The 23,985-nt window shown below is 65.7% G+C and carries 27 protein-coding genes and 1 riboswitch; of the genes, 17 read left to right on the forward strand and 10 right to left on the reverse strand.

All coding sequences use genetic code 11. The features are described from left to right. Positions 1-112 precede the first annotated feature (112 nt). Positions 113-652, forward strand: coding sequence for a C40 family peptidase (locus ACZ9GA_RS03800; protein WP_457356971.1), 540 nt, complete (start codon positions 113-115; stop codon positions 650-652). A gap of 124 nt (positions 653-776) precedes the next feature. Here the strand turns inward: ACZ9GA_RS03800 and ACZ9GA_RS03805 are convergent, their stop codons facing one another. Continuing rightward, positions 777-2,093 carry a PQQ-dependent sugar dehydrogenase gene (locus ACZ9GA_RS03805; protein WP_457356969.1) on the reverse strand — a complete coding sequence of 439 codons (1,317 nt, stop codon included), beginning with the start codon at positions 2,091-2,093 and terminating at the stop codon, positions 777-779. 253 nt (positions 2,094-2,346) lie between these two features. After that, positions 2,347-2,573, forward strand: a riboswitch (cobalamin riboswitch). Between the two features lie 131 nt (positions 2,574-2,704). Here ACZ9GA_RS03805 and cobO point away from each other — a divergent pair. The 10 genes from cobO to ACZ9GA_RS03855 are packed head-to-tail and all read left to right on the forward strand — an operon-like array spanning position 2,705 to position 11,506. After that, a complete protein-coding gene (gene cobO, locus ACZ9GA_RS03810; protein ID WP_457356967.1) occupies positions 2,705-3,316 on the forward strand; it encodes a cob(I)yrinic acid a,c-diamide adenosyltransferase in 612 nt (203 codons plus the stop codon). Then, on the forward strand, positions 3,313-4,626 hold the full coding sequence (locus tag ACZ9GA_RS03815; RefSeq protein WP_457356965.1) for a cobyrinate a,c-diamide synthase: 1,314 nt from the start codon (positions 3,313-3,315) through the stop codon (positions 4,624-4,626). The genes cobO and ACZ9GA_RS03815 overlap by 4 nt, the downstream gene beginning before the upstream one ends. Further along, on the forward strand, positions 4,626-5,276 hold the full coding sequence (gene bluB / locus ACZ9GA_RS03820) for a 5,6-dimethylbenzimidazole synthase (protein ID WP_457356964.1): 651 nt from the start codon (positions 4,626-4,628) through the stop codon (positions 5,274-5,276). The genes ACZ9GA_RS03815 and bluB overlap by 1 nt, the downstream gene beginning before the upstream one ends. Next, the gene (gene cbiB, locus ACZ9GA_RS03825) at positions 5,273-6,181 is read left to right on the forward strand and encodes an adenosylcobinamide-phosphate synthase CbiB (RefSeq protein ID WP_457356963.1); all 909 of its coding nucleotides are present in this window, start codon (positions 5,273-5,275) and stop codon (positions 6,179-6,181) included. Before bluB ends, cbiB begins: the two co-directional genes overlap by 4 nt. Continuing rightward, positions 6,174-7,166, forward strand: a complete 993-nt coding sequence (cobD, locus tag ACZ9GA_RS03830) for a threonine-phosphate decarboxylase CobD (protein ID WP_457356961.1) — start codon at positions 6,174-6,176, stop codon at positions 7,164-7,166. The genes cbiB and cobD overlap by 8 nt, the downstream gene beginning before the upstream one ends. Positions 7,167-7,174: 8 nt before the next feature. Further along, positions 7,175-8,641 carry a cobyric acid synthase gene (locus tag ACZ9GA_RS03835; RefSeq protein ID WP_457363581.1) on the forward strand — a complete coding sequence of 489 codons (1,467 nt, stop codon included), beginning with the start codon at positions 7,175-7,177 and terminating at the stop codon, positions 8,639-8,641. Further along, the gene (gene cobU, locus ACZ9GA_RS03840; protein ID WP_457356959.1) at positions 8,629-9,150 is read left to right on the forward strand and encodes a bifunctional adenosylcobinamide kinase/adenosylcobinamide-phosphate guanylyltransferase; all 522 of its coding nucleotides are present in this window, start codon (positions 8,629-8,631) and stop codon (positions 9,148-9,150) included. Before ACZ9GA_RS03835 ends, cobU begins: the two co-directional genes overlap by 13 nt. Continuing rightward, on the forward strand, positions 9,147-10,202 hold the full coding sequence (gene cobT / locus ACZ9GA_RS03845; RefSeq protein ID WP_457356957.1) for a nicotinate-nucleotide--dimethylbenzimidazole phosphoribosyltransferase: 1,056 nt from the start codon (positions 9,147-9,149) through the stop codon (positions 10,200-10,202). The genes cobU and cobT overlap by 4 nt, the downstream gene beginning before the upstream one ends. Further along, on the forward strand, positions 10,199-10,774 hold the full coding sequence (gene cobC, locus ACZ9GA_RS03850) for an alpha-ribazole phosphatase family protein (RefSeq protein ID WP_457356955.1): 576 nt from the start codon (positions 10,199-10,201) through the stop codon (positions 10,772-10,774). Before cobT ends, cobC begins: the two co-directional genes overlap by 4 nt. Positions 10,775-10,777: 3 nt before the next feature. After that, positions 10,778-11,506, forward strand: a complete 729-nt coding sequence (locus tag ACZ9GA_RS03855; protein WP_457356954.1) for an adenosylcobinamide-GDP ribazoletransferase — start codon at positions 10,778-10,780, stop codon at positions 11,504-11,506. 45 nt (positions 11,507-11,551) lie between these two features. Here the strand turns inward: ACZ9GA_RS03855 and ACZ9GA_RS03860 are convergent, their stop codons facing one another. Beyond that, entirely contained in the window at positions 11,552-12,433 is an 882-nt protein-coding gene (locus ACZ9GA_RS03860) for a DMT family transporter (protein WP_457356953.1), read from the reverse strand. Positions 12,434-12,631: 198 nt separating this feature from the next. Here ACZ9GA_RS03860 and ACZ9GA_RS03865 point away from each other — a divergent pair, with 198 nt between their 5' ends. Beyond that, the gene (locus tag ACZ9GA_RS03865) at positions 12,632-13,447 is read left to right on the forward strand and encodes a UDP-2,3-diacylglucosamine diphosphatase (protein WP_457356952.1); all 816 of its coding nucleotides are present in this window, start codon (positions 12,632-12,634) and stop codon (positions 13,445-13,447) included. 115 nt (positions 13,448-13,562) lie between these two features. Here ACZ9GA_RS03865 and ACZ9GA_RS03870 read toward each other — a convergent pair whose 3' ends face one another. Beyond that, positions 13,563-13,874, reverse strand: coding sequence for an Mpo1-like protein (locus ACZ9GA_RS03870; RefSeq protein WP_457356951.1), 312 nt, complete (start codon positions 13,872-13,874; stop codon positions 13,563-13,565). 143 nt (positions 13,875-14,017) lie between these two features. On the opposite strand from ACZ9GA_RS03870, the gene ACZ9GA_RS03875 reads away from it, so the two are divergent. Continuing rightward, entirely contained in the window at positions 14,018-15,082 is a 1,065-nt protein-coding gene (locus ACZ9GA_RS03875) for an AraC family transcriptional regulator (protein ID WP_457356950.1), read from the forward strand. Here ACZ9GA_RS03875 and ACZ9GA_RS03880 read toward each other — a convergent pair. Further along, complete coding sequence (locus tag ACZ9GA_RS03880) at positions 15,039-16,493, reverse strand: TrkH family potassium uptake protein (RefSeq protein WP_457356949.1); 1,455 nt, start codon at positions 16,491-16,493, stop codon at positions 15,039-15,041. The genes ACZ9GA_RS03875 and ACZ9GA_RS03880 overlap by 44 nt on opposite strands. 124 nt (positions 16,494-16,617) lie before the next feature. Between ACZ9GA_RS03880 and ACZ9GA_RS03885 the strand changes: the two genes are divergently transcribed. Continuing rightward, complete coding sequence (locus tag ACZ9GA_RS03885; RefSeq protein WP_457356948.1) at positions 16,618-17,175, forward strand: nitroreductase family protein; 558 nt, start codon at positions 16,618-16,620, stop codon at positions 17,173-17,175. A 97-nt stretch (positions 17,176-17,272) separates the two neighbouring features. On the opposite strand, the gene ACZ9GA_RS03890 is transcribed toward ACZ9GA_RS03885, so the two are convergent. The 6 genes from ACZ9GA_RS03890 to ACZ9GA_RS03915 all read right to left on the reverse strand — a co-directional run bounded on the left by ACZ9GA_RS03890 (position 17,273) and on the right by ACZ9GA_RS03915 (position 21,533). Next, complete coding sequence (locus ACZ9GA_RS03890; RefSeq protein WP_457356947.1) at positions 17,273-18,613, reverse strand: sensor histidine kinase; 1,341 nt, start codon at positions 18,611-18,613, stop codon at positions 17,273-17,275. A gap of 71 nt (positions 18,614-18,684) precedes the next feature. After that, positions 18,685-19,134, reverse strand: a complete 450-nt coding sequence (locus ACZ9GA_RS03895) for an LTXXQ domain protein (protein ID WP_457356946.1) — start codon at positions 19,132-19,134, stop codon at positions 18,685-18,687. 267 nt (positions 19,135-19,401) lie between these two features. Beyond that, entirely contained in the window at positions 19,402-20,079 is a 678-nt protein-coding gene (locus tag ACZ9GA_RS03900; protein ID WP_027978685.1) for a response regulator transcription factor, read from the reverse strand. Between the two features lie 7 nt (positions 20,080-20,086). Then, complete coding sequence (locus ACZ9GA_RS03905) at positions 20,087-20,434, reverse strand: SH3 domain-containing protein (protein WP_457356945.1); 348 nt, start codon at positions 20,432-20,434, stop codon at positions 20,087-20,089. A gap of 201 nt (positions 20,435-20,635) precedes the next feature. Beyond that, entirely contained in the window at positions 20,636-20,935 is a 300-nt protein-coding gene (locus ACZ9GA_RS03910; RefSeq protein WP_008374447.1) for a YciI family protein, read from the reverse strand. A 1-nt stretch (position 20,936) separates the two neighbouring features. Further along, a complete protein-coding gene (locus ACZ9GA_RS03915; RefSeq protein ID WP_457356944.1) occupies positions 20,937-21,533 on the reverse strand; it encodes a septation protein A in 597 nt (198 codons plus the stop codon). 67 nt (positions 21,534-21,600) lie between these two features. Between ACZ9GA_RS03915 and ACZ9GA_RS03920 the strand changes: the two genes are divergently transcribed. The 3 genes from ACZ9GA_RS03920 (at position 21,601) to ACZ9GA_RS03930 (ending at position 23,931) form a co-directional block, all read left to right on the forward strand. Continuing rightward, the gene (locus tag ACZ9GA_RS03920) at positions 21,601-22,461 is read left to right on the forward strand and encodes a PHP domain-containing protein (protein ID WP_457356943.1); all 861 of its coding nucleotides are present in this window, start codon (positions 21,601-21,603) and stop codon (positions 22,459-22,461) included. Between the two features lie 16 nt (positions 22,462-22,477). Beyond that, positions 22,478-23,107 (forward strand): L-threonylcarbamoyladenylate synthase, encoded by a 630-nt coding sequence (locus ACZ9GA_RS03925; RefSeq protein ID WP_457356942.1) that lies wholly within the window; start codon positions 22,478-22,480, stop codon positions 23,105-23,107. 125 nt (positions 23,108-23,232) lie between these two features. Then, on the forward strand, positions 23,233-23,931 hold the full coding sequence (locus ACZ9GA_RS03930) for a segregation and condensation protein A (RefSeq protein WP_457363580.1): 699 nt from the start codon (positions 23,233-23,235) through the stop codon (positions 23,929-23,931). Positions 23,932-23,985 lie beyond the last annotated feature (54 nt).

Here is a 23,985-nt window from a genome sequence, read left to right on the forward strand (position 1 = left end):
GCAGTCTGGGCGGTACCCGCAGCGGCGGCGCACTGAAAAGTGTGCCGCCGTTGCGCGTTTTTGAGATTGAAAGCTAATCTTTCACGGCAGTTGAATCAGGATGGTTCTGTTTATGTCGCCTATGGCTCGTTTTGCGCTATTAATGGTTGCAGGCCTCCTCACCGCCTGCGCCAGCCGCACCCCACCGCCTGCGCCCGCGCCGGTGTATAAGCCTTTTGTTGCAGCCCCCCAGCAGCCAATGTCGCCGCTGGCCGATGACGTGTTGATGCGTGCCATCGGCCTGGTGGGCACGCCGTATCGCTGGGGTGGCAACACACCGGATTCGGGTTTTGATTGCAGTGGCCTGATCGCCTATGTGTACCGTGATGCAGCGGGTATCAGCTTGCCGCGCTCGACGCGGGAAATGATCACCATGCGCGCCCCGGACGTCAGTCAGGATGCCTTGCAGTCCGGTGACCTGATCTTCTTCGCCACCGGCGGCGGTTCCCAGGTCAGCCATGCGGGTATCTATGTGGGCGAGGGCCGCTTCGTGCACGCCCCGGCGACGGGGGGTACGGTGAAGCTGGATTACCTGAACAAACCGTATTGGCAGCATGCCTACCTGAATGCCAAGCGCGTGCTGCAGCCTTCCAGTCTGGCGCATAACCCGTAGCCGCTGCCGAAGGCTGCGCTGGCCCTGTGCCTCACTGCACATTTGCAGTGTTCACACAGGCCAGCGCAGCCTGGCGGCAGCGGCTACAGGGGCAGGCGCAATATCTGGTCGCGAGGGTCGGGGATCACTTCGCGGCCGTTACCCGCCACACGGTATTACCCACATCGTCCGCCACCAACACCCCGCCCTTGTGATCCTCGGTCACGCCCACCGGCCGCCCCATGGCCTCTTCCTTGTCATTCAGGAAACCGGTCAGCACATCGACCGGCTGGCCGCTGGGCTTGCCGTCCACAAACGGCACGAAGATCACCTTGTAGCCACTGTGTGGCTTGCGGTTCCACGAACCATGCTGGCTCACATAAGCGCCATGATTGAACGGCGCCGCCAGCCCGCCGCTGGCGCTGGCGAAGGTAAAGCCGATGGACGCGGTGTGCGGCCCCACGGCGTAGTCGGGGGCAATGGCCTTGGCCACCAGGGCCGGGTTCTGCGGCGTCACACGGTTGTCGATGTGCTGGCCGTAGTAGCTGAAGGGCCAGCCGTAGAAGCCGCCGTCCTTCACTGAAGTGATGTAGTCAGGCACCAGGTCGCTGCCTATCTCGTCACGCTCGTTCACCGAGGTCCATAGCTGCCCGGTTTGCGGCTCGAATGCCATGCCGTTGGGGTTGCGCAGGCCGCTGGCGAATATGCGGTGCTGGCCGCTGGCGCGGTCCACTTCCCAGATCGCCGCGCGACCTTCTTCCTTGTCCAGGCCGTTTTCGCCGACGTTGCTGTTGGAGCCTACGGTCACGTACAGCTTGTTGCCCGAGGGGCTGGCGATGACATTCTTGGTCCAATGGTGGTTAAGCGTGCCGCCCGGCAGGTCGGTGACCTTGGTGCCCGCCTCGCTGATGCTGGTGGCGCCCGTCTCGTAATGAAAGCGCAGCAGGGCATCGGTGTCGGCCACGTACAGGTCGTTGCCCACCAGGGTCATGCCGAACGGCGAGTTGAGGTTGGCGATAAACACACTGCGGCTGTCTGCCACCCCGTCGCCGTTGGTATCGCGCAGCAGGGTGATGCGGTTCGGGCTGGGCACACCGGCGCCGGCCTTGCCCATGACCTTCTTCATCACCCAGCCCTTGATGCCCTTGCTGTCATCAGGCTTGGGCGGGGCGTTGGTTTCGGCCACCAGCACGTCGCCGTTGGGCAGCACATACAGCCAGCGCGGGTGGTCCAGGCCATCGGCGAAGGCGGCTACCTGAGTGCCCTTGGCTGCCTGCGGTTTTTCCCCGGCTGGCCAGCCGATGGCGTCGGCGATGTTCACCGTGGGGATCAGGGTCTTGTTGGGGGCTGGCAATTGCGGGTGCGGGCCCATGCCGTCGGTGACGTTGAGCTTGGAATGCTCGCCGCAGGCCAGCAGGCTGGCAGAGGCGAGGATGATCAGGGCCAGGCGGGTCTTGTGCATGTTCGTGTGCTCGCTGAAGGCTGGGCTTGTCTGCTGTAGAGGCCCGGGCTGGGCCGGTGGTTCAATGTAGCCGCTGCCTGGCGGCAGTGTGGGAGCGGGTTCTACCCGCGAAAAGGCCCACCCGAACTTCCTGATGCACCGCGGTGTACTTTTCGTGGGCAGAGCCCACTCCCACAAAAATAGTTGCGGCTACGCGATGTGCGGGGGCTGGCCTGCCCCACCTTTAATTGACCTCCCACCCCCAACCCTCTAACCTTCGCGGCGTGTTCCAGGTGCCTGGCAGCCCGTGGGCTGGCCAGGTGAAACAGGGAAGCCGGTGAGGCGCCGCAGGCGTGCGAGCCCGGCGCTGCCCCCGCAACGGTAAATGAGTCAAGGCCGCGCATGGCGCCACTGAGCCTGATTGGGTTCGGGAAGGCGCGTGGCCAGGGTGTGCATGCCCCGCTCATGAGCCCGGAGACCGGCCTGGAACCCCTCTTGGCAAGCCCTGGCGCTTGCCGTCCATTTTGTTCTGTCGCGCGGGTGAGAGCGGCATTGACGAGTCTGTGCTGCGCCCGTTCGGGCCGCGGCTTTTCGTCGATGTCGCCTGTGTGCAGGTGTAGCGGAGAGCTGCGATGAGTGAATCCCAGGAACGTGAAGAACGCCATTTGGCGCGCATGCTGCGCAAAAAGGCAGTGATCGACGAGCGTATCGCCAACTCCCCCAACGAGTGCGGGTTGCTGCTGGTGTTGGGCGGCAACGGCAAGGGCAAAAGCAGTTCGGCCTTCGGCATGCTGGCCCGCGCCATGGGCCACGGCATGCAGTGCGGCGTGGTGCAGTTCATCAAGGGCCGCAATGCCACCGGCGAAGAACTGTTCTTCCGCCGCTTCCCCGAGCAGGTGCGCTACCACGTGATGGGCGAGGGCTTCACCTGGGAAACCCAGGACCGCCAGCGCGACATCGCCGCGGCCGAAGCCGCCTGGGCGGTGTCGCGTGAGTTGCTGCGCGACGAATCCATCGGCCTGGTGGTGCTCGACGAGCTGAACATCGCCCTCAAGCACGGCTACCTCGACCTGGATCAGGTCATGGCCGACCTGCAGGCGCGCCCGCCGATGCAGCACGTGGTAGTCACTGGCCGTGGCGCCAAGGACGAACTGATCGAACTGGCCGACACCGTCACCGAAATGGGCATGGTCAAGCACGCGTTCCAGGCCGGCATCCGTGCCCAGAAGGGCATCGAACTATGACCCAGCCGCGTCACTGCCCGGCGGTGCTGATTGCGGCACCCGCCTCCGGTCAGGGCAAGACCACCGTCACCGCGGCGCTTGCACGCCTGCACCGCAACCAGGGGCGCAAGGTGCGGGTGTTCAAGTGCGGCCCGGACTTTCTCGACCCCATGATTCTGGAACGGGCCAGCGGCGCACCGGTGTACCAGCTGGACCTGTGGATGGTCGGCGCCGAAGAGAGCCGCCGGCTACTGTGGGAAGCAGCGGGGGAGGCTGACCTGATCCTGATCGAGGGCGTGATGGGTCTGTTCGACGGCACCCCGAGCAGCGCCGACCTGGCGCGGCATTTCGGCGTGCCGGTGCTGGGCGTGATCGACGGCACCGCCATGGCCCAGACCTTCGGCGCCCTGGCCCTGGGCCTGGCGCGCTACCAGCCCGACCTGCCGTTCGCCGGCGTGCTGGCCAACCGCGTTGGCACCTTGCGCCATGCGCAACTGCTTGAAGGCAGCCTCACTGAAGGCCTGCGCTGGTACGGCGCGCTGTCCCGCGAAACCGGCATCGAGCTGCCCAGCCGCCACCTGGGCCTGGTGCAGGCCAGCGAACTCAACGACCTGGACATGCGCCTGGACGCTGCCGCTGCAGCGTTGGCCGACAGCTGCGAAGTGGCCCTGCCGCCGCCGGTGACCTTCGAGGTACCGACCCCTGTGCCTGCCGAGCCGCTGCTGGCCGGCGTGCGCATCGCCGTGGCCCGCGACGAAGCGTTCGCCTTCACCTACGGCGCCAGCCTGGACCTGCTGCGTGCCATGGGCGCCGAGCTGAGCTTCTTCTCGCCCATCCATGATCAGCAACTGCCGGCCTGCGACAGCCTGTACCTGCCCGGCGGCTACCCCGAACTGCACCATCAGGCGTTGGCGGGCAATGCGCCGATGCTGGCCGCTATCCGTGCCCATCATGCGGCTGACAAGCCCCTGCTGGCCGAATGCGGCGGCATGCTGTATCTGCTTGATGCCCTCACTGACGTGGACGGCCTGCGCGCCGATCTGCTCGGCCTGCTGCCCGGTGAAGCGGTGATGCAGAAACGCCTGGCGGCCCTGGCCCTGCAAGCCGTGGAACTGCCGGAAGGCACCCTGCGCGGGCATACCTACCATCACTCGCTGACCAGCACCGAGCTGACCCCGATTGCCCGTGGCACCAGCCCAAACGGCGGCCGCGGCGCTGAAGCGGTCTACCGTATTGGCCGCCTGACCGCCTCGTACGTGCACTTCTATTTCCCGTCCAACCCGGCGGCCATCGCTGCCCTGTTCTGCCCCAAAGGGGCCTCGCACATTTGATGAACGACAACGCCTACACCCCCGCCGAGCGCGCGGCCATCTACCGAGCCATCGGTGAACGCCGCGACATGCGCCATTTCGCCGGCGGCGAAGTTGCCCCCCAGTTGCTGACCCGGTTGCTGCACGCCGCGCACCAGGCGCCCAGCGTCGGGCTGATGCAACCCTGGCGCTTCATCCGCATCAGTGACCGCGCCCTGCGTGGGCGCATTCAGGCGCTGGTGGAAGAGGAGCGGGTGAGCACCGCCGAGGCGTTGGGCGAGCGTTCGGACGAGTTCATGAAACTCAAGGTCGAGGGCATCAACGATTGCGCCGAGGTGCTGGTGGCGGCGCTGATGGACGACCGCGAGCGGCATATTTTCGGTCGTCGCACCCTGCCGGAAATGGACCTGGCGTCGCTGTCCTGCGCTATCCAGAACCTGTGGCTGGCCGCCCGCGCCGAAGGCCTGGGCATGGGCTGGGTGTCACTGTTCGACCCCCAGGCCCTGGCCGACCTGCTGGGCCTGCCCGCCGGCGCCAAGCCCATGGCCGTGCTGTGCCTGGGCCCGGTCAGCGAGTTCTACCCGTCGCCCATGCTGGTGATGGAAGGCTGGGCCGAGGAAAAGCCGCTCAGCGACATGCTGTATGAAAACCATTGGGGAGTGAAACCATGAGCGTGGCCTTGGTCACCGTCGCCGGGGTGGCGCTGGACGCCTTGCTGGGCGAGCCCAAAAGCCGTCACCCGCTGGTGGCCTTCGGGCGCCTGGCCGACCGCCTGGAACGCCGCTTCAACAGCGGCGGCCGGGGCTGGCGCAGCCATGGGGTAACGGCCTGGTTCCTGGCCGTGATCCCGCTGACCCTGGTGGCCACGCTGCTGTCGTGGCTGCCGTACCTGGGCACCGTGGTCGAGATCCTGGCGCTGTACTGTGCCTTGGGCCTGCGCAGCCTGGGCGAGCACGTGGCGCCGGTGGCCCAGGCGCTGCGCAGCGATGACCTGGACACCGCGCGCACCCGCGTGGGTTATCTGGTCAGCCGCCAGACCAGCGAACTGGACAGCACTGCGGTGGCGCGCGCTGCCACCGAATCGGTGCTGGAAAACGGCAGCGACGCGGTGTTCGCCGCGCTGTTCTGGTTTGTCGTGGCCGGTGCGCCGGGCGTTGTGCTGTACCGCCTGAGCAACACCCTGGACGCCATGTGGGGTTACCGCAACGAACGCTTCGAACGTTTCGGCTGGGCGGCAGCGCGCATCGATGACGTGCTCAACTATATTCCAGCACGGCTGGTGGCCCTGACCTATGCGCTGTTGGGCAAGACCCGCCTGGCCCTGCGCTGCTGGCGCCAACAGGCGCCGAAGTGGGACAGCCCCAACGCCGGGCCGGTGATGGCCGCCGGTGCCGGCGCCCTGGGCGTCGAGCTGGGCGGCCCGGCGATCTATCATGGGGAGCTGCACGAACGCCCGACCCTGGGCGAAGGCCCTGCCGCCGATGCCGAGTCCATCGATCGCGGCTGGCAACTGGTGCAGCGCGGCGTGTGGCTGTGGCTGCTGATTCTGTGCGTGGGAGGGCAATTCTATGCTTGAGCATGGCGGACGGCTGCGCAAGGCGGCGCAGCACTACGATATTCCCCTGGCCGACTGGCTGGATCTGTCCACGGGCCTGGCGCCCTGGCCTTGGCCGATCCCGCCGATCCCCGAGCGTGCCTGGGCGCGCCTGCCGGAAACCGATGACGGCCTGGAAGCGGCCGCCTGCGCCTACTACGGCGTCAATCAGGTGCTGCCGGTGCCGGGCTCGCAGTGCGCCATCCAGTTGCTGCCGCGCCTGCGCCGTGGCGGCAAGATCGGCGTGCTGTCGCCCTGTTACGCCGAGCACGCCGAGGCCTGGCGCCGCGCCGGACACCTGGTGCGCGAGGTCAGCGAAAGTGAGGTGGACTTCTTCCTCGACAGCCTCGACGTGCTGGTGGTGGTCAACCCCAACAACCCCACCGGCCGCCTGCTGCCCCCCGAGCGCCTGCTGGAATGGCACGCGCGCCTGGCCCAGCGCGGCGGCTGGCTGGTGGTGGACGAAGCCTTCATGGACAACACCCCGGCGCAGAGCCTGGCGCCCCACGTGGAGCGTCCAGGCCTGATCGTGCTGCGCTCGTTCGGCAAGTTCTTCGGCCTGGCCGGCGTGCGCCTGGGCTTCGTGCTGGCGCAGCCGCGCTTCCTGCAATTGCTGGCCGAGCAAGTGGGCCCCTGGGCTGTGAGCGGGCCCACGCGCATCCTCGGCCAGGCGTGCCTGCTCGACACCGATGGCCATCAGCAGATGATCGCGCGCAGCGAGCTGAGCAGCCTGCGCCTGGCCAACCTGCTGGCACGCTTCGAACTGGCGCCCCACGGCGGCTGCGCGTTGTTCCAGTGGCTGGTCACCGACAAGGCCGCCGCGTTGCACGAATTCCTCGGCCAGCGCGGCATTCTGGTGCGCCTGTTCGTCAACACCAGCAGCGTGCGCTTCGGCCTGCCGCCGGAAGAACCCGACTGGTTGCGCCTGGAGCAGGCGCTCCAGGCCTTCACCAAGGAGACCGCGTGAGTACAGTGATGGTGCAAGGCACCACGTCCGATGCCGGCAAGAGCACCCTGGTGACCGCCCTGTGCCGCTGGCTGACCCGCCAGGGCGTGGCCGTGGTGCCATTCAAGCCGCAGAACATGGCGCTCAACAGCGCCGTCACCGCCGACGGCGGCGAAATTGGCCGCGCCCAGGCCGTGCAGGCCCAGGCTGCGTACCTGGCGCCGCACACCGACATGAACCCGGTGCTGCTCAAGCCCAACAGCGACACCGGCGCCCAGGTGATCATCCACGGCCGCGCGGTCACCACCATGAACGCCGTGGCCTATCACGACTACAAGGCCATCGCCATGCAGGCCGTGCTGGCTTCGCATAAGCGCTTGAGCGAGCAGTACCCGGTGGTGATGGTGGAGGGCGCGGGTTCGCCGGCCGAGATCAACCTGCGTGCCGGCGACATCGCCAACATGGGCTTCGCCGAGGCGGTGGATTGCCCGGTGCTGCTGATCGCCGACATCAATCGCGGTGGCGTCTTTGCCCACCTGGTGGGCACCCTGGAATTGCTGTCGCCCAGCGAACAGGCGCGGGTGCAGGGGTTCATCATCAACCGTTTTCGCGGTGACCTGGCCTTGCTGCAACCGGGTCTGGACTGGTTGGAAGCACGCACCGGCAAACCGGTGATCGGCGTGCTGCCCTACGTGCTCGACCTGCACCTGGAAGCCGAGGACGGCCTGGACCGTCGCCAGGCCGACAAGGCCGCGCAGGTGCTGAAAGTGATCGTGCCGGTGCTGCCGCGCATCAGCAACCACACCGACTTCGACCCCTTGCGCCTGCACCCCCAGGTAGACCTGCAATTCATCGGCCCGGGCGACAGCATCCCGCCGGCCGACCTGATCATCCTGCCGGGCTCCAAGAGCGTGCGCAGCGACCTGGCCTACCTGCGGGCCCAGGGCTGGGAAGCCGCCATCGGCCGTCACCTGCGCTACGGGGGCAAGCTGGTGGGCATCTGCGGCGGCCTGCAGATGCTTGGCAAGCAGGTGCATGACCCGCTCGGCCTGGAAGGGCCTGCCGGTTCAAGCCCAGGCCTGGGCCTGCTGGATTTCGAAACCACCCTGGAAAGCGAAAAGCAGCTGCGCAATGTTCAAGGCCGGCTGAGCCTGGAAGAGGCCGACGTGGTGGGCTATGAAATTCACGCCGGGGTCACCCGCGGCCCGGCGCTGCAGCAGCCGCTGGTGCATCTGGACGACGGCCGCACCGATGGCGCCATCAGCGCTGACGGGCAGGTGATGGGCACTTATCTGCACGGGCTGTTCGAAGCCCCCACGTCCAGCAGCGCCCTGCTGCGCTGGGCCGGTCTTGAAGACGTGCAGGACGTGGATTACCACGCCCTGCGCGAAGTCGACATCGAGCGCCTGGCCGACCTGGTCGAAAAGCACCTGAACACCGATCGCCTGCGCCAACTGTGCGGGCTGCAAAAGGACACCGCCCCATGCTGCAACTGATTCTGGGCGGTGCCCGCTCGGGCAAGAGCCGCCTGGCCGAACAGCGTGCCAGCGACAGCGGCCTGGCCGTGACCTACATCGCCACCAGCCAGCCGCTGGACGGCGAAATGAACGAACGGGTGCAACTGCACCGTCAGCGCCGCCCGGCCCACTGGGGCCTGGTGGAAGAGCCACTGGAACTGGCGCGCGTGCTGCGCGAACAGGCCGCCGCCGATCGCTGCCTGCTGGTGGACTGCCTGACCCTGTGGCTGACCAACCTGCTGATGCAGGAAGACCCCGCACGCCTGGCGCTGGAGCGCGAGGCGCTGTTGCACTGCCTGGCCGACCTGCCGGGTGAAATCATTTTTGTCAGCAACGAGACCGGCCTGGGCGTGGTGCCCCTGGGCGAACTGACCCGTCGCTATGTCGACGAGGCGGGCTTGTTGCACCAGGCCCTGGCCGAACGATGCCAGCGCGTGACGCTGACCGTGGCCGGCCTGCCCCTTACCCTGAAAGGATCCGACGCATGAGCAATTCCTGGTGGCTGCAACCGTGCCAGCCCATCGACACCCTGGTGCTGCAACAGGCCCAGGAACGCCAACGCCAACTGACCAAGCCGGCCGGCTCCCTGGGCCCGCTGGAAGACGTGGCGGTACAGCTGGCCGGTCTGCAGAAACGCCTCAAGCCTGCGGTGGACAAGGTCTGGATCAGCATCTTCGCCGGTGACCACGGCATCGTCGCCGAGGGCGTGTCGCCATATCCCCAGGAAGTCACCTGGCAGATGCTGCTCAACTTCGTCAACGGCGGGGCGGCTATCAGCGTGCTGGCGCGGCAGTTGGGCGCGCAGCTGGAAGTGGTCGACCTGGGCACCGCCAGTGCCGTGGACAACCTGCCGGGCGTGCGTCACGAGCGCGTTGGCGCCGGCACGCGCAACTTTGCCGTGGAGCCGGCGATGACCCGCGCCCAGGGCGAGCAGGCCCTGCAAGTGGGCCGCGACAGCGTGCAGCGTGCGCTGGCCGCCGGCACGCAACTGTTCATCGGTGGCGAGATGGGCATCGGCAACACCAGCTCGGCAGCGGCCCTGGCCTGCGCCTTGCTGGACTGCCCGATCACCGACCTGGCCGGCCCGGGCACGGGCCTGGATGCGGCTGGCGTGAGCCATAAGGCGCAGGTCATTCAGCGTGCGTTGCAGACCCATGCCGGCCTCGCGGCCGATCCGTTGGAACGTCTGCTGTGCTTCGGCGGTTTCGAAGTGGTGGCGCTGGTGGGTGCCTATCTGGCCGCTGCCCAGGCCGGCATCGCGGTGCTGGTCGACGGCTACATCTGCACCGTCGCCGCCTTGGTCGCCACGCGTCTGAACCCTTCGTGCCGCGATTGGCTGCTGTTCGGCCACAAGGGCGCCGAGCCGGGCCATCGCCATGTGTTGGCGGCGCTGGACGCGCAACCGCTGCTGGACCTGGGCCTGCGTCTGGGCGAAGCCAGCGGGGCGGCGCTGGCCGTGCCGTTGCTGCGCCTGGCCTGTGACCTGCACGGGCAGATGGCGACGTTCGCCGAAGCGGCCGTGGCGGATCGCGCCGAATGAGCCTGACGCTGGACCTGTTGCGCCACGGCGAAACCGAATTGGGTGGCGGCCTGCGCGGCAGCCTCGACGATGCATTGACCGAGCACGGTTGGCAGCAGATGCGCGATGCCGTGGTCGGAGGCGGCCCGTGGGACCGCATCATCAGCTCGCCACTGCAGCGCTGCCGACTGTTCGCCGAGCAATTGGCGGCCAGCCTGCACCTGCCGTTGAGCCTGGCGCCGGACCTGCAGGAACTGCATTTCGGCGACTGGGAAGGGCAGAGCGCCTCCGAGCTGATGAAGACCGACGAGCGCGGGCTAGGCCTGTTCTGGTCCGACCCGTACGGCTTTACCCCGCCTAACGGCGAACCCGTACTGGATTTCAGCGCCCGGGTGCTGGCCGCCATCGAACGTTTGCACGCAGCCCATGCGGGGGAGCGTTTGCTGGTAATCAGCCACGGCGGCGTGATGCGCCTGCTGTTGGCGCGTGCGCGGGGTTTACCGCGTGAACAGCTGCTGTCGGTGGAGGCGGGCAATGGCAGCCTGTTCTCCCTGACGGTGGCGGCCGACGGTCAACTGCACGAAGGAGCCTGAGCCATGCTGCCGTTCTGGATTGCCCTGCAATTCCTCAGCAGTCTGCCCGTGCGCCTGGCGGGCATGCCGCCGCCCCAGGCCATGGTGCGCTCGCTGCTGTGCTACCCGCTGGTGGGCCTGCTGTTCGGCGCGCTGCTGTGGGTGTTGAACCTGCTGCTGGCTGGCAGCCCGGAACTGCTGCATGCCGCCTTGTTGCTGGCGGCTTGGGTACTGCTCAGCGGCGGCCTGCACCTGGACGGCCTGGCGGACAGCGCCGATGCCTGGCTGGGCGGCTTCGGTGACCGCGCCCGCACCCTGGAAATCATGAAGGACCCGCGTAGCGGGCCGATTGCCGTGGTCACCCTGGTGCTGGTGTTGCTGCTCAAGTTCTGTGCGCTGCTGGCGGTGGTGCAGAGCGGCCATGCCCAGGTGCTGCTGATCGCGCCCTTGCTGGGCCGGGCGTCGTTGCTGGGGTTGTTCCTGTGCACCCCGTATGTGCGTGCAGGTGGCCTCGGCCAGGCGCTGGCCGATCATTTGCCGCGCGCGGCCGGGCGCGGCGTATTGCTGCTCAGTGCGGTGGCCTGCGTCATGCTGGCCGCCAGCGAAGCGCTGATGGTGCTGGCCGCCACGCTGCTGACCTTCTACTACCTGCGCCGCCAGATGATCCGCCGCCTGGGCGGCACCACCGGCGACACCGCCGGCGCGCTGCTGGAGCTGCTGGAAATGGTCATCCTCATCACCTGGGCCCTGTAGCCACTGCCGCCAGGCTGCGCGGGCCCCTCAGTACACTGCACATCTTCAGTGCGCCACAGGGCCAGCGCAGCCTTCGGCAGCGGCTACGGGTTTGCGGGTGGACAGGATGATGGCGGCGAGTATCAACAACCCACCTAGCAACATCCGCAGCGTCGGCGTTTCACTGAAGATCGCCCAGGCAAAAGCAATCCCGTAGACCGGCTCCAGGGCAAACACCACGGCCGCCGTACGCGCCTTGATCACCGCAAGGCTGGCCACGAACAGGCTGTGCGCCAGGCCCGTGCAGAACACCCCCAACAGGCCAATCCACAGCCAGTCCATGGCACTGACCGCCGGCAGCTGCGGCCAGGCCACGGGCAGCAGGCACAGGGCAACCACGGCGTTCTGACACAGGGCCGCCTGTACCGGCGGCACGCGATTGCCACTGGCCCGATTGACCAGCGACAGCACTGCAAACGTCAGCCCCGAGAAAATCGCCCATAGCAGGCCGCCGGTGGCCTGGCTCGCCGGGTCGAAGGTGGGCGTGACCAGCACCAGGCCGATGCTGACCAACACCACCAGCAGGATCTCGTTGCGGCGGATACGCTCGCGGAACACCAGCCCTTCAAGCAGCACGGTGAACGCCGGAAAGCTGGCGAAACCCAGGGTGGCCACGGCGACCCCGGCCATTTTCACCGCTATGAAGAAGGTGACCCAGTGAGCCGTCAGCAGCACCCCGGCGCCCAGCAGACGCCCCCAGTCCGAGGCCTGCAACCGTTGCCAGCGCCGGGCCAGGCCCAGGAATACCATCAGCGCCGCCACCGCAAACGCGGCTCGCCCCAGCACGATGACCACCGCACTGGCATTGGCCAACTTCCCGAACACCCCGGCCAGACCGAAAAACAAGGCGCCGAAATGCAGCGCCAGAAGGGCAGAGCGATGATTCATGGGATATCCCTATTCCTGTAGCCGCTGCCGAAGGCGGCGCTGGCCGTGCTCCACGCTGAAGATCTCCAGTGTAGACAGGGGCCAGCGCAGCCTGCCGGCTGCGGCTACGGTCGGTTGTCACAGCATTGTTGCATGAGTGTCATGGTCATTTCATGGCATGTCAGCAAGCTTGTGCAAACCCTGACGGAGGCCTGCCCAATGACCAGCGCCCAGTTCCCCAAGTCCAACGGCAAGCAGCGCGTGCGCACCCTGTGGATCTCCGACGTACACCTGGGCACCCGCGATTGCCAGGCCGAGCACCTGTCACGTTTCCTCAAGGGCTACCAGGCCGATCGCATTTACCTGGTGGGCGACATCATCGATGGCTGGAAACTGCGCGGCGGCATGTATTGGCCCCAGGCCCACACCAACGTCATCCGTCGCCTGTTGACCATGAGCAAGCGGGGGACCGAAGTGATCTACGTCACCGGTAACCACGATGAGTTCCTGCGCCGCTATTCCAAGCTGGTGCTGGGCAATATCCAGCTGGTGGACCAGGCCGAGCACGTCACCGCCGATGGCCGTCGCCTGCTGGTGATCCATGGCGACCAGTTCGACGTCATTACCCGTTATCACCGCTGGCTGGCCTTCCTGGGTGATTCGGCCTACGAATTCACCCTCACGTTGAACCGCTGGCTCAACCACTGGCGGGCGCGTTACGGCTATGGCTACTGGTCGCTGTCGGCGTACCTGAAACACAAGGTCAAGACGGCAGTCAGCTTCATCAGTGACTTTGAGGAAGCCATCGCCCACGAATGCGTCAAGCGCGGTTTCCATGGCGTGGTGTGCGGGCATATTCATCATGCCGAGATTCGCAAGGTGGGCGAGGTGGAATACCTCAATTGCGGCGACTGGGTGGAGTCGTGCACGGCGCTGATCGAGCATTGGGATGGGCACATCGAGTTGTATCGCCTGGCGGATGCCCAAGCGGCCGAGGCACGCCGTCAAACCACCGAGTCCCTGCCCACCGCCTGATGGTGCACCCCGGCTCTGTAGCAGCTGCCGCAGGCTGCGTCTGGAGCACGCGGCGCATCAGATAGACCGCAGCGCCTGTGACGCGGCCTGGCGGCCGCTGCTACAGGGTTGCCTATCAGAAGCCGACCTTGCCCACCAGCATGTCGCGGTACATCACGAAATCGCCCATCAGGCTGTACAGCGGATGCTGAAAGGTGGCCGGGCGGTTCTTCTCGAAAAAGAAATGCCCGATCCAGGCAAAGCTGTAGCCGGCCACCGGCAGGGCGATCAACAGCATCCAACTGCCACTGGCCACAATCCAGGCTACCAGAGCGATGACCAGGCTGGTGCCGACGAAATGCAGGCGCCGACAGGTGCTGTTGCTGTGCTCGGCCAGGTAATAAGGGTAAAAATCGCGAAAGCTGGTGAACGATTCTGTCTTGGTCACGGCGGCAGTCTCGGCGGCGATCAATGGGACGACGTGGCACCCTATTTAAGTCTAGAGTGAACGGCAAGGCAGGCCAGTGACTATTGGCGCCAGATTTGTATCTTTTGACGCAATCGCCACAGCATGTAACGGAGTGTACAGGCATGAGCGAACGGACCACGTCGGCCAGTTGGGCCGGGGGCATAGTCAAGGCGCTGGAAATTGAAGGGCTGGATTGCCGGGCGCTGTTTGCCCAGCTGGGGCTGGATTTCGCCGCCCTGGACGACCCGGACGCACGCTTCACCCAGGATTCAATGACGCGGCTGTGGACCCTGGCTGTGGAACTGTCGGGTAACCAATCGATTGGTCTGAACATGGTGCGTGTCGTGCGCCCGGCGTCATTCCATGTGGTGGGCTATGCGCTGATGTCCAGCCGCACCCTGGCCGAGGGCTTCGAGCGGCTGGTGCGCTACCAGCGCATCATCGCCGAAAGCGCCGACGTCAGTTTCAAATTGCTGCCCGAGGGTTACGGGCTGATCGTGACCGTGCATGGCGACCACCTGCCGCCCACCCGCCAAAGCGCCGAAGCCTCGCTGGCCTGTGCCTTGTCGCTGTGCAGCTGGTTGAGCGGGCGTACGCTGCAGCCGCGCAAGGTGCTGATCCAGGGCTGTGAGCCCGATGACCCGGCGCCGTATCAGCGGGCTTTCCATGCGCCGCTGGCGTTCGACTCCCCCTATGACGCGCTGATTTTCGAACGTGCCGACATGGAGGCGCCCCTGGCCACCGCCAACGAAGCCATGGCCGCGCTGCACGATCGTTTTGCCGGCGAATACCTGGCTCGGTTTTCCGAAAGCCGCGTGACCCACCAGGCGCGCCAGGTGCTGTGCCGCCTGTTGCCCCAGGGCGAACCCAAGCGCGAGGCAGTGGCCCAGGTGCTGCACCTGTCCCAGCGCACCTTGCAGCGGCGTCTGCAGGACGAAGGCACCAGCTTCCAGGCCTTGCTGGACGACACCCGTCGGGAACTGGCCGAGCAGTACCTGGCCCAGCCCGGCATGACGTTGCTCGAAGCGGCCTACCTGTTGGGCTTTGCCGACCCCAGCAACTTCTTCCGCGCCTTCCGCCGCTGGTTTGACACCACCCCCGGCGAATACCGGGCGCGCCTGCTGGGCACCGAGCTGGTCGAGGTCAGTGACGCCAGAACGCCGGCATGCACAGCACCAGCACCGTGATGATCTCCAGGCGGCCCAGCAACATGCCGCCGGACAAAATCCACTTCGCCGCATCCGGCAGGGTCGAGAAGTTGCCGGCCGGGCCGATGGTCTCGCCCAGGCCCGGGCCCACGCCGGACACGGTGCTGGCGGCACCGGTGAGCGCGGTCATCCAGTCCAGCCCCAGCAGTGACAACGCCAGGGCAATGCCGCTGATGGTGATGGCGAAGAAGAACGAGAACGTCAGGATCGAACGCACGATGTCCTCGTCCAGGCGGTGGCCGTTGTACTTCTGGCGGATCACGGCGCGCGGGTGAATCAGCTGGTTAAGGCTGGCCTTGAGCAGGATGTAAGCCACCTGGAACCGGAAGATCTTCACGCCACCGGCGGTGGAGCCCGAACAGCCGCCGATGAAGCCCAGGTAGAAGAACAGCATCAAGGCAAAATTGCCCCACAGGCTGTAGTCACCCAGGGCGAAGCCGGTGGTGGTGACCACGGAGGTGACGTTCAGGGCCACATGGCGCAAGGCGTCCAAGAAGGGCAACTGCGTGGTCCACCAGTACCAGGTGGTCATCACCAGCCAGGTCACCAGCAGCAGGCCGAGAAACCCCTGCACTTGCTCATCCTTGATCAGCGCCCGCCGGTTGCCGCGCAGGGTGGCCACGTACAGGGTGAACGGCAGGCTGCCAAGGATCATCACCACCACGGCCACCCAGTGCACGGCCGGTTGCGACCATTTGGCCAAAGACAGGTCGGAAGTGGAGAAACCGCCGGTGGAGATCGCCGACATGGCATGGTTGATGGCATCGAACAGGTTCATGCCCGCCCACCAGAATGCCAGGCTGCCCAGCACCGTGATGCCCACGTACACCAGCACGATGGACTTGGCCACCATGTGCGAACGTGGCATCACCTTTTCCGAGCGGTCCGAACTTTCGGTCTGGAACAGGCGCATGCCGCCCACGCGCAGCAGCGGCAGGATCGCCACCGCCATGCCGATGAAGCCGATACCACCCAGCCAGTGCAGCAGCGAGCGCCACATCAGGATGCCCGGCGACATGGTGTCCAGGCCGCTGAGCACGGTGGAACCGGTGGCGGTGATGCCCGACATGCTTTCGAAAATGGCGTCGGTGAAGCTCATGTGCTCGGTAAGCATGAAGGGCAGGGCGGCGAACAGGCACACCAGCAGCCAGCTGCTGACCGTCAGCAGGTACATGTCGCGGGGGCGCAGGTTCACGTGGTCGGGGTGGCGCGCCAGCACCAGCGCCAGGCCGGCGACGAAGGTGATCAGGCTGGACCACAGGAACGACTGCAGATCGCCGGTGCGATCGAAGATCAGCAGGGTGGCCATGGGGATCACCATGCTGACAGCCAGGGTGATCAGGAAGATGCCGATGATAAAGCCGATGATGCGTAAGGTCGGCAACGCCATGGAGTCCGCTCGGGGCAAAAAGGAAAGGGGCGCCATTCTACCTGCGGGTCCATTCATGTAAACCCGGCATGGGTTTGCTCGTTATGTCTAGAATAGCGTGACTCAAACTTCAGGGAGGTGGCCGATGGAGGCCCTCGACGCATTGCTCAACCGTGTTTCCGTTCCCCGCCTGGTGGAGCCCGCGCCGTCGGCGCAGCAGCGCGAAGTGCTGTTCCAGGCCGCGTTGCGCGCGCCTGATCATGGTCAGTTGCGCCCTTGGCGTTTCCTGACGGTGGAAGGTACTGCCCGTGAGCAGTTGGGCGAGATCCTGGCCCAGGCCGCGCAGCTCAAGGGCGATGCCAGCGAAGCGGCATTGGAAAAGGCCCGTGGCATGCCGTTGCGCGCACCGCTGGTGGTTGTAGTGGTGGCGCGTTTGCAGGATCACTTCAAGGTGCCCAAGTCCGAGCAGTTGCTGGCGGCCGGGTGCGCGGCGCAGAACATTCTGCTGGCGGCGTATGCGCAGGGGATCGGCGCGGTGTGGCGCACCGGCGAGCTGGCCTATGCGCCGCATGTGGCCAAGGGGCTGGGTTTGGGTGAAGGGGAGGAGGTGATTGCCTTCCTGTACCTGGGCACGCCGCTGAACCCACCGCGTGAGGCGCCCAAGGTCAGTACTGCCGACTACGTGAGCGCCTGGTCCGCCTGAGGGGCGTGGTGCCAGTGAGGGCCAGCGCAGCCTGGCGGCAGCGGCTACGGGCGGTAGCCGCTGCCGAAGGCTGCGCGGGCCCTCGAGTTCGCATCCATCAGGCGGCGGTAACCGGCACCAACGGCAAATCCAGCGTTGCCAGGAAGCCACCCTGAGGGTGGTTGGCCAGGTTCAGGCTGCCGCCATGGCGCTCCACCGCCCGCCGTGCAATGGCCAGCCCCAGGCCATGCCCCGCCGCACTTTGCCCCGGCGCCCGGTAGAACGGCTCGCCCAGTTGCGCCAGATGCTCATCGGCCACCCCCGGCCCATGGTCGCGCACGCTCAATTCCACGCGTTCGTTGAGCAGCCGCGCACTCACTTCGATAGGCTGCCCCTCGGGGTTGAAGCGCAAGGCGTTGCGCACCAGGTTGTCCACCGCCCGTTCGATCATGGTCGGCCAGCCGGTCAGGGTCAGGCCGGGTTCGCAGACAATTTTGATCTGCTGATCGGCAGCGCTCAGACGCGCATCGTTGCGCACACTTTTCAGCACCGTGGCGACGTCCACTGGCTCGGCCGTGGCGTGCTCGGCGTCCAGGCGGGCCAAGGCCAGGATTTCGCTGATCAGCGCTTCCAGCCGGTCGCATTCGCGGGTCAGGCGCGGCCACAGGCGTTCGCGCTGCTCAGGCTCGGCGCGCTCGGCCAGGGCCAGGGCGATGCGCAGGCGCGCCAGCGGCGAGCGCAGTTCGTGGGACACGTCGCGCAGCAGCTGCCGCTGGCTGCCGATCAGGCTTTGCAGGCGGCCGCCCATGCGGTTGAAATCGTTGGCCAGCACGCCGAATTCATCGCGGCGCTTGGCCAACTGCGCCAGGCTGTTCTGCTGATAGGTGGTCTGCCCCAGTTCATGCACCGCGCCGCGCAGGCGGCTCAGCGGGCGGGTGATGGACAGTGTCACCAGCAGGCTGAACAGGGTCAGCACCACCAGGGCGATGCCCAGGGCACTGAGCGGCCACACCAGGCTTTCGCGACGCCAGGCGTCAAGTTCCGGGTGGGCGATGCGATAGATCAGCAGGTAGGTGTCGCCCGTGGTGGGGCTGGTGTACTCGGCGGTCAGGCGCCGCCAGGGCAGAGGACGGTCGTCGTTGCCGTCGCTCTGACGGGCCTCGAAGGCGGCGGCGCGGCGCGGGAAGGTCCCCGGCACGACGGCTTCGCCGGCCTCGTTGAGTACCTGCACATCGATGTGATACTTCCATTTGCGTTGTTCCAGCAACTGCTGGGCCGCGTCCTGGCCGTCCTTTTCGTAGGTTTGCACCCAGGTTTGCGCCAGGCCATGCAGGCCGGGGTGGCGGCTGAGGATCCAGGCATCCTGATTCAACATGTGGCCCAGCAGTATCGACAGGCCGGCGACGAGGGCGATGGCCAGCCAGAAGCTTGCCAGGATGCGCCAGAACAATGATCGCAAGGGAGTAACCTCAAATGCAGAAGCCCGGACACGCGTGAGCGTGCCGGGCGGGGGTCAACGATAAGTGAAGCTTACTGGGCTTTCTGGTCCTTTTGGGCCTTCCAGGCCTGGAACTCTTTCCATTCGGCGCGGCGTGCGTCTTCTTTCTTCTTCATCTCGTCGAACTGTTTCTGCTGAGTCGGGTTCAGCACGGCGCGGATGTCGGCGCGGGCTTTTTCATGCTTGGCGGCCAGTTCGTCCTTCATTGCCTTCTGGTCGGCTGCCGGCAGCTTTTCCAGGTACTTGTGCAGGACTTCACGGTCGATCTTGCGTTCTTCACCCATCAGTTGGCCGACTTTCTGGCGCTGTTCAGGGCTCAGGTCCAGTTTGCCGAAACCGTCGCGAGGACCACGCTCATGGTGCATGCCCGGGCCGCCTTCCGGGCCAGGACCGAAGCCTGGGCCTGGACCACCTTCAGGGGCAGCCATGGCAACGGTGGGCAGGGCGGCGGCGAACATCAGAGCCATAAGGGTCTTGCGCATGGTGAATCTCCTTGTCTGTTTGCCGGTGTTTACCGGATGAGCTCAGTTTAAGGAGATCAAGGTCAGGCGCGGTCAGGGGAGCGTAAAGCTTAGGTAAAGACGTCTGGGGCGGGGGTTTACACAAGGCGGGCTGTTGGTCTTGAGGGCCTCATCGCGAGCAAGCTTTGCTCCCACAGTGTTGAGCCGGAGATATGGGGCAGGCTCAACACTGTGGGAGCAAAGCTTGCTCGCGATGAGGCCGGTGCAGATTGCGCAACAGTCAGGCCATCACTCAGCGTAGTAATACCCGCGGCTGCGCAGCGCCACGATGCGCGGGCGGCCGTCGGCGTGGGGGCCGATTTTCTTGCGCAGGTTGCTCACGTGCATGTCCAGGCTGCGGTCGTACAGGGTCAGCTTGCGGCCCAGGGCGATCTGCGCCAGTTCCTGCTTGTCCAGCGGCTCGCCCGGCTGGCGCAGCAGGGCTTCGAGCAGGCGGCTTTCGGAAATGGTCAGGGTGATGTCGTGCTCATCGATGGTCACCACGCCACGCGCCTGGCTGAAGCACAGGTCGCCCAGTTCCATCTGGCCGGTGGCAGCGCCCGGCTGGCTGCGGCGCAGCACGGCGCGCAGGCGTGCGGTCAGTTCGCGCGGGTCGCAGGGTTTGGCCAGGTAGTCGTCGGCACCCAGTTCCAGGCCCAGGATGCGGTCCAGGGGTTCGCCACGGGCCGACAGCATCAGCACCGGCAGTTCGGGGTGTTCGCTGCGCAATTGCTTGAGCAGTTCCAGGCCGCTGCCGTCGGGCAGCATCACGTCCAGCACTACCGCGGCAGGCGACATCTCGGCCAGGGCCTTGCGGGCGCTGCCGCCGTCGTGACAGGCGCGCACCGCGAAACCTTCCTGGCCCAGCCAGCTGCCCAGCAGCTCGCACAGTTCCTCGTCATCATCAATCAGTAACAGATCGCTCATGAAACTCTCAATTCAACCATTGCCGACGTTGTCTACGCCCGCCGCTGATAAAGATACCGCACAAGGCGGCCAACAGGGCTACCCCCGCACCGGTTACAAACCATTGCTGCTGCTCGGTCAGCAGGCGCACACCGGGTGCGGCCTTGGCCTGGGCTTCCTGCAATTGTAGTTTGAGCCGCTGGTTTTCCTGGCTCAGCTCCACGTGCACACGCTCGGCGTCCTTCAGGCGCTGCTGCAGATCGGTGATCTGGCTGCCGGCTGTCAGCGAAAGCGGCATCGACGCGTCGTCGGCCTGTGCATCGCTGGCGCCCAGCAGGAGCAGCACGAACAGCGAAAACAGCAAACTGTGGCGCATAGTGACTCCTGATACTGTCGATTGTTCGGCAGGTTGTCGGCAGTCACGGGGGAATGATGAGCAAAGCGGTGCGACAAAGAAAGATTTTTCCAGTGCACAAACGCCGTAGCCGCTGCCGCAGGCTGCGCTGGCCTCCATGAACCCTGAAGATGTACGGGGTTCATACCGGCCAGCGCAGCCTGCGGCAGCGGCTACGCGGGATTACGGCAGGGTTTGCTTGAACGGCTTGACCAGCACGTCGGCGTACACGCCGGCTTCCACGAACGGATCGGCGCCGGCCCATTCCTGGGCGGCGGCCAGGGATTCGAATTCGGCCACGATCAGGCTGCCCGAGAAACCGGCGGCGCCCGGGTCGTTGCTGTCGACGGCCGGGTGCGGGCCGGCCAGGACCAGGCGACCGTCATCCTTGAGCTTTTCCAGGCGCGCCAGGTGGGCCGGGCGAACGCTCAGGCGTTTTTCCAGCGAGTTTGGCGTGTCGGTGGCAATGATTGCGTAGAGCATGTCAGTCCTCGGTCTTCGGGGTGGTGGTGTCTGCGTCATGCAGGTGGCGGGACAGGTAGATGCCCTGGCCTACCAGGAACAGCAGGGTCATGCCCAGGCTGCCGAAAACCTTGAAGTCCACCCAGATGCTCTGGAAGGTGAAGGCCACGAACAGGTTGGCGGCACCGCTGAACAGGAAAAACACGATCCACGCCACGTTCAGGCGCGCCCACACCGCGTCGGGCAGGCTCAGGGCGTGGCCCATCAAGCGCTTGATCAGCACGCGGTCGCCAATGAAGTGGCTACCGGCGAAGGCCACGGCGAACAGCCAGTTGACCACCGGCGCCTTCCATTTCAGGAAGGTTTCGCTGTGGAAGGCCAGGGTCAGGCTGCCGAACACCAGGCACGCGGCCAGGGTCAGCCACTGGCTTTTTTCCAGCTTGCGCTGGCTGATGAACAGGATGCCGTAGACCACGATGGAGCTGGCGATCAGCACGCCCGTGGCGCTGAAGATGCCGCCCAGGGTGACTTGCTGGCCGGCGACGTCGATCACGCGCGGGTCGAGCTTGTAGACGATGAAAAACAGGAAAAGCGGGATGAAATCGATGAATTGTTTCACAGTGGCAGCCAGAAGCAGGATGTGACGGCATAATAACAAACATCAAAGACAGCGAAAGCGCCACCTCATGAATGTTGACCTGCACTGCCACAGCACCGCCTCCGACGGCTCACTCTCGCCGACGGACCTGGCTGCGCGTGCCCACGCCAACGGCGTGCGGGTACTGGCCCTGACCGACCACGACACCCTGGAAGGCCTGGTAGAGGCCCGCGAGGCCACCCAGGCGCTGGGCATGCACTGGATCAGCGGCGTGGAAATGTCCTGCACCTGGGGTGGGGCCACCATCCATGTGCTGGGCTACGGCTTCCCTCTGGACGCGCCGCCGCTGGTCGCCGCCGTGGAGTCGCTGCACCGCGGCCGCTGGCTGCGCGCCGAGGAAATCGACCGACGGTTGGCCCTCAAGGGCATGCCCGGCGCGCTGGACGGCGCCCGCGCCATCCAGATGGAACTGGGTGACAGCGGCAATGCCCCGGCACGCCCGCACTTCGCCGAGTTCCTGGTGCGCCAGAACTACGTCAAGGATCGCGCCGAAGCCTTCCGCAAGTGGCTGGGCGCCGGCAAGCTGGGCGACGTCAAGCTGCACTGGCCCACCCTGGAAGAGACTGTCGGCACCCTGCGTGCCTCCGGCGCCTGGGTCAGCCTGGCCCATCCGTTGCACTATGATTTCACCCGCAGCAAGCGCCGCAAGCTGATTGCCGACTATATTCAAGCCGGTGGCCAGGCGATTGAAGTGGTCAATGGCATGCAGCCCGCCGAACAGGTGGGCACCCTGTCGATCCTGGCGCGCGAATTCGGTCTGCTGGCCAGTGCCGGCAGTGATTTCCATGGGCCAGGGGCGTGGTCCGAGATCGGTGTCTACCGACCGGTGCCCGAGGATCTGCCGCTTTTGTCGGGGCGATTCAAACATGAGCAGCCACTCGTCGTCTGACCAACAGGTAGAGAACGTGAGTCAATTCTTCCAGATTCATCCGGAAAATCCCCAGGCGCGCCTGATCAAACAGGCCGTGGAGATCATCCGCAAGGGCGGGGTAGTGATCTACCCCACCGATTCGTCCTACGCCATGGGCTGCCAGATCGGCGACAAGTCGGCCATCGAACGTGTGCGTCGCCTGCGCAAGCTCGATGACAAGCACAACTTCACCCTGATCTGCCGCGACCTGTCGCAACTGGGTCTGTTCGCCAAGGTCGACACTGGCGCCTTCCGCCTGCTCAAGGCGCACGTGCCGGGCCCGTACACGTTCATTCTGAACGCCACCCGCGAAGTGCCGCGGCTGTTGCTGCACGACAAGCGCCGCACCATCGGCCTGCGCGTGCCCGATCACCCGATTTCCCACGCGCTGCTGGAAGAGTTGGGCGAGCCGCTGATGAGCGTCAGCCTGATCATGCCCGGCGAAACCCTGCCCATGACTGACCCCTACGAGATGCGCCAGTTGCTGGAGCACCAGGTGGACCTGATCATCGACGGCGGTTTCGGCGGCGTGTCGGCGTCCACGGTGATCAACCTGGCCGACGGCGAACCGCAGGTAGTGCGCGTGGGCTGTGGCGACCCTGCGCCGTTCATGGCCGAGGCGTGACCGGCGTGACCGTGGCCGAGCCGACCCCGGGCGTTGATGAACCCCGCATCCCTGAACAGCTGGCGCTGGTGTATGGGCAGTCCTACACCGAAATGCCGGTGGACCTGTACATCCCGCCGGATGCCCTGGAAGTCTTCCTGGACGCCTTCGAAGGCCCGCTGGACTTGCTGCTGTACCTGATCCGCAAGCAGAACATCGACATCCTCGACATTCCCGTGGCCGAGATCACTCGCCAGTACATGGGGTATGTCGAGTTGATGAAGAGTGTGCGGCTGGAGTTGGCGGCCGAGTACCTGGTGATGGCGGCGATGCTGGCCGAGATCAAGTCGCGGATGTTGCTGCCGCGCTCCGCTGAAGCCGAGGTGGAGGAAGACGACCCGCGTGCCGAGCTGATTCGGCGCTTGCAGGAGTACGAACGCTTCAAGGCGGCTGCCGAAGGGTTGGATGGGTTGAGCCGGGTGGGGCGCGATATTTACGTGCCGCAGTTGGATGCGCCGCAGGCCAAGGTGCGCAAGTTGCTGCCGGATGTGGCGCTTGAGGAAGTGTTGATGGCGATGGCTGAGGTGATGCGGCGGGGGGATTTGTTTGAAAGTCACCAGGTGAGTCGTGAGGCGTTGTCGACGCGTGAGCGCATGAGTGAGGTACTGGAGCGGCTGAAGGGCGGGGGCTTTGTGCCGTTTGTCGAGCTGTTCACGGCCGAGGAGGGCAAGTTGGGGGTGGTGGTCACTTTCATGGCCATTCTTGAGTTGGTGAAGGAATCTCTCGTGGAACTGGTGCAGAATGAGCCCTTTGCAGCGATCCACGTCCGAGCCCGAGCGGAATAACCGATGTTTTGACTCTACACCCCGCTTTGGCTTTGGCTTTGGCTTTTGATCTTG

Source organism: Pseudomonas sp. TE3644 (assembly GCF_056278815.1).

Excerpts from the sequence above, each read along its gene's own strand:
- ACZ9GA_RS03800 (WP_457356971.1), top strand. The coding sequence starts at position 113 with ATGTCGCCTATGGCTCGTTTTGCGCTATTAATGGTTGCAGGCCTCCTC.
- ACZ9GA_RS03805 (WP_457356969.1), bottom strand. The coding sequence starts at position 2,093 with ATGCACAAGACCCGCCTGGCCCTGATCATCCTCGCCTCTGCCAGCCTG.
- cobO (WP_457356967.1), top strand. The coding sequence starts at position 2,705 with ATGAGTGAATCCCAGGAACGTGAAGAACGCCATTTGGCGCGCATGCTG.
- ACZ9GA_RS03815 (WP_457356965.1), top strand. The coding sequence starts at position 3,313 with ATGACCCAGCCGCGTCACTGCCCGGCGGTGCTGATTGCGGCACCCGCC.
- bluB (WP_457356964.1), top strand. The coding sequence starts at position 4,626 with ATGAACGACAACGCCTACACCCCCGCCGAGCGCGCGGCCATCTACCGA.
- cbiB (WP_457356963.1), top strand. The coding sequence starts at position 5,273 with ATGAGCGTGGCCTTGGTCACCGTCGCCGGGGTGGCGCTGGACGCCTTG.
- cobD (WP_457356961.1), top strand. The coding sequence starts at position 6,174 with ATGCTTGAGCATGGCGGACGGCTGCGCAAGGCGGCGCAGCACTACGAT.
- ACZ9GA_RS03835 (WP_457363581.1), top strand. The coding sequence starts at position 7,175 with ATGGTGCAAGGCACCACGTCCGATGCCGGCAAGAGCACCCTGGTGACC.
- cobU (WP_457356959.1), top strand. The coding sequence starts at position 8,629 with ATGCTGCAACTGATTCTGGGCGGTGCCCGCTCGGGCAAGAGCCGCCTG.
- cobT (WP_457356957.1), top strand. The coding sequence starts at position 9,147 with ATGAGCAATTCCTGGTGGCTGCAACCGTGCCAGCCCATCGACACCCTG.
- cobC (WP_457356955.1), top strand. The coding sequence starts at position 10,199 with ATGAGCCTGACGCTGGACCTGTTGCGCCACGGCGAAACCGAATTGGGT.
- ACZ9GA_RS03855 (WP_457356954.1), top strand. The coding sequence starts at position 10,778 with ATGCTGCCGTTCTGGATTGCCCTGCAATTCCTCAGCAGTCTGCCCGTG.
- ACZ9GA_RS03860 (WP_457356953.1), bottom strand. The coding sequence starts at position 12,433 with ATGAATCATCGCTCTGCCCTTCTGGCGCTGCATTTCGGCGCCTTGTTT.
- ACZ9GA_RS03865 (WP_457356952.1), top strand. The coding sequence starts at position 12,632 with ATGACCAGCGCCCAGTTCCCCAAGTCCAACGGCAAGCAGCGCGTGCGC.
- ACZ9GA_RS03875 (WP_457356950.1), top strand. The coding sequence starts at position 14,018 with ATGAGCGAACGGACCACGTCGGCCAGTTGGGCCGGGGGCATAGTCAAG.
- ACZ9GA_RS03880 (WP_457356949.1), bottom strand. The coding sequence starts at position 16,493 with ATGGCGTTGCCGACCTTACGCATCATCGGCTTTATCATCGGCATCTTC.
- ACZ9GA_RS03885 (WP_457356948.1), top strand. The coding sequence starts at position 16,618 with ATGGAGGCCCTCGACGCATTGCTCAACCGTGTTTCCGTTCCCCGCCTG.
- ACZ9GA_RS03895 (WP_457356946.1), bottom strand. The coding sequence starts at position 19,134 with ATGCGCAAGACCCTTATGGCTCTGATGTTCGCCGCCGCCCTGCCCACC.
- ACZ9GA_RS03900 (WP_027978685.1), bottom strand. The coding sequence starts at position 20,079 with ATGAGCGATCTGTTACTGATTGATGATGACGAGGAACTGTGCGAGCTG.
- ACZ9GA_RS03905 (WP_457356945.1), bottom strand. The coding sequence starts at position 20,434 with ATGCGCCACAGTTTGCTGTTTTCGCTGTTCGTGCTGCTCCTGCTGGGC.
- ACZ9GA_RS03910 (WP_008374447.1), bottom strand. The coding sequence starts at position 20,935 with ATGCTCTACGCAATCATTGCCACCGACACGCCAAACTCGCTGGAAAAA.
- ACZ9GA_RS03920 (WP_457356943.1), top strand. The coding sequence starts at position 21,601 with ATGAATGTTGACCTGCACTGCCACAGCACCGCCTCCGACGGCTCACTC.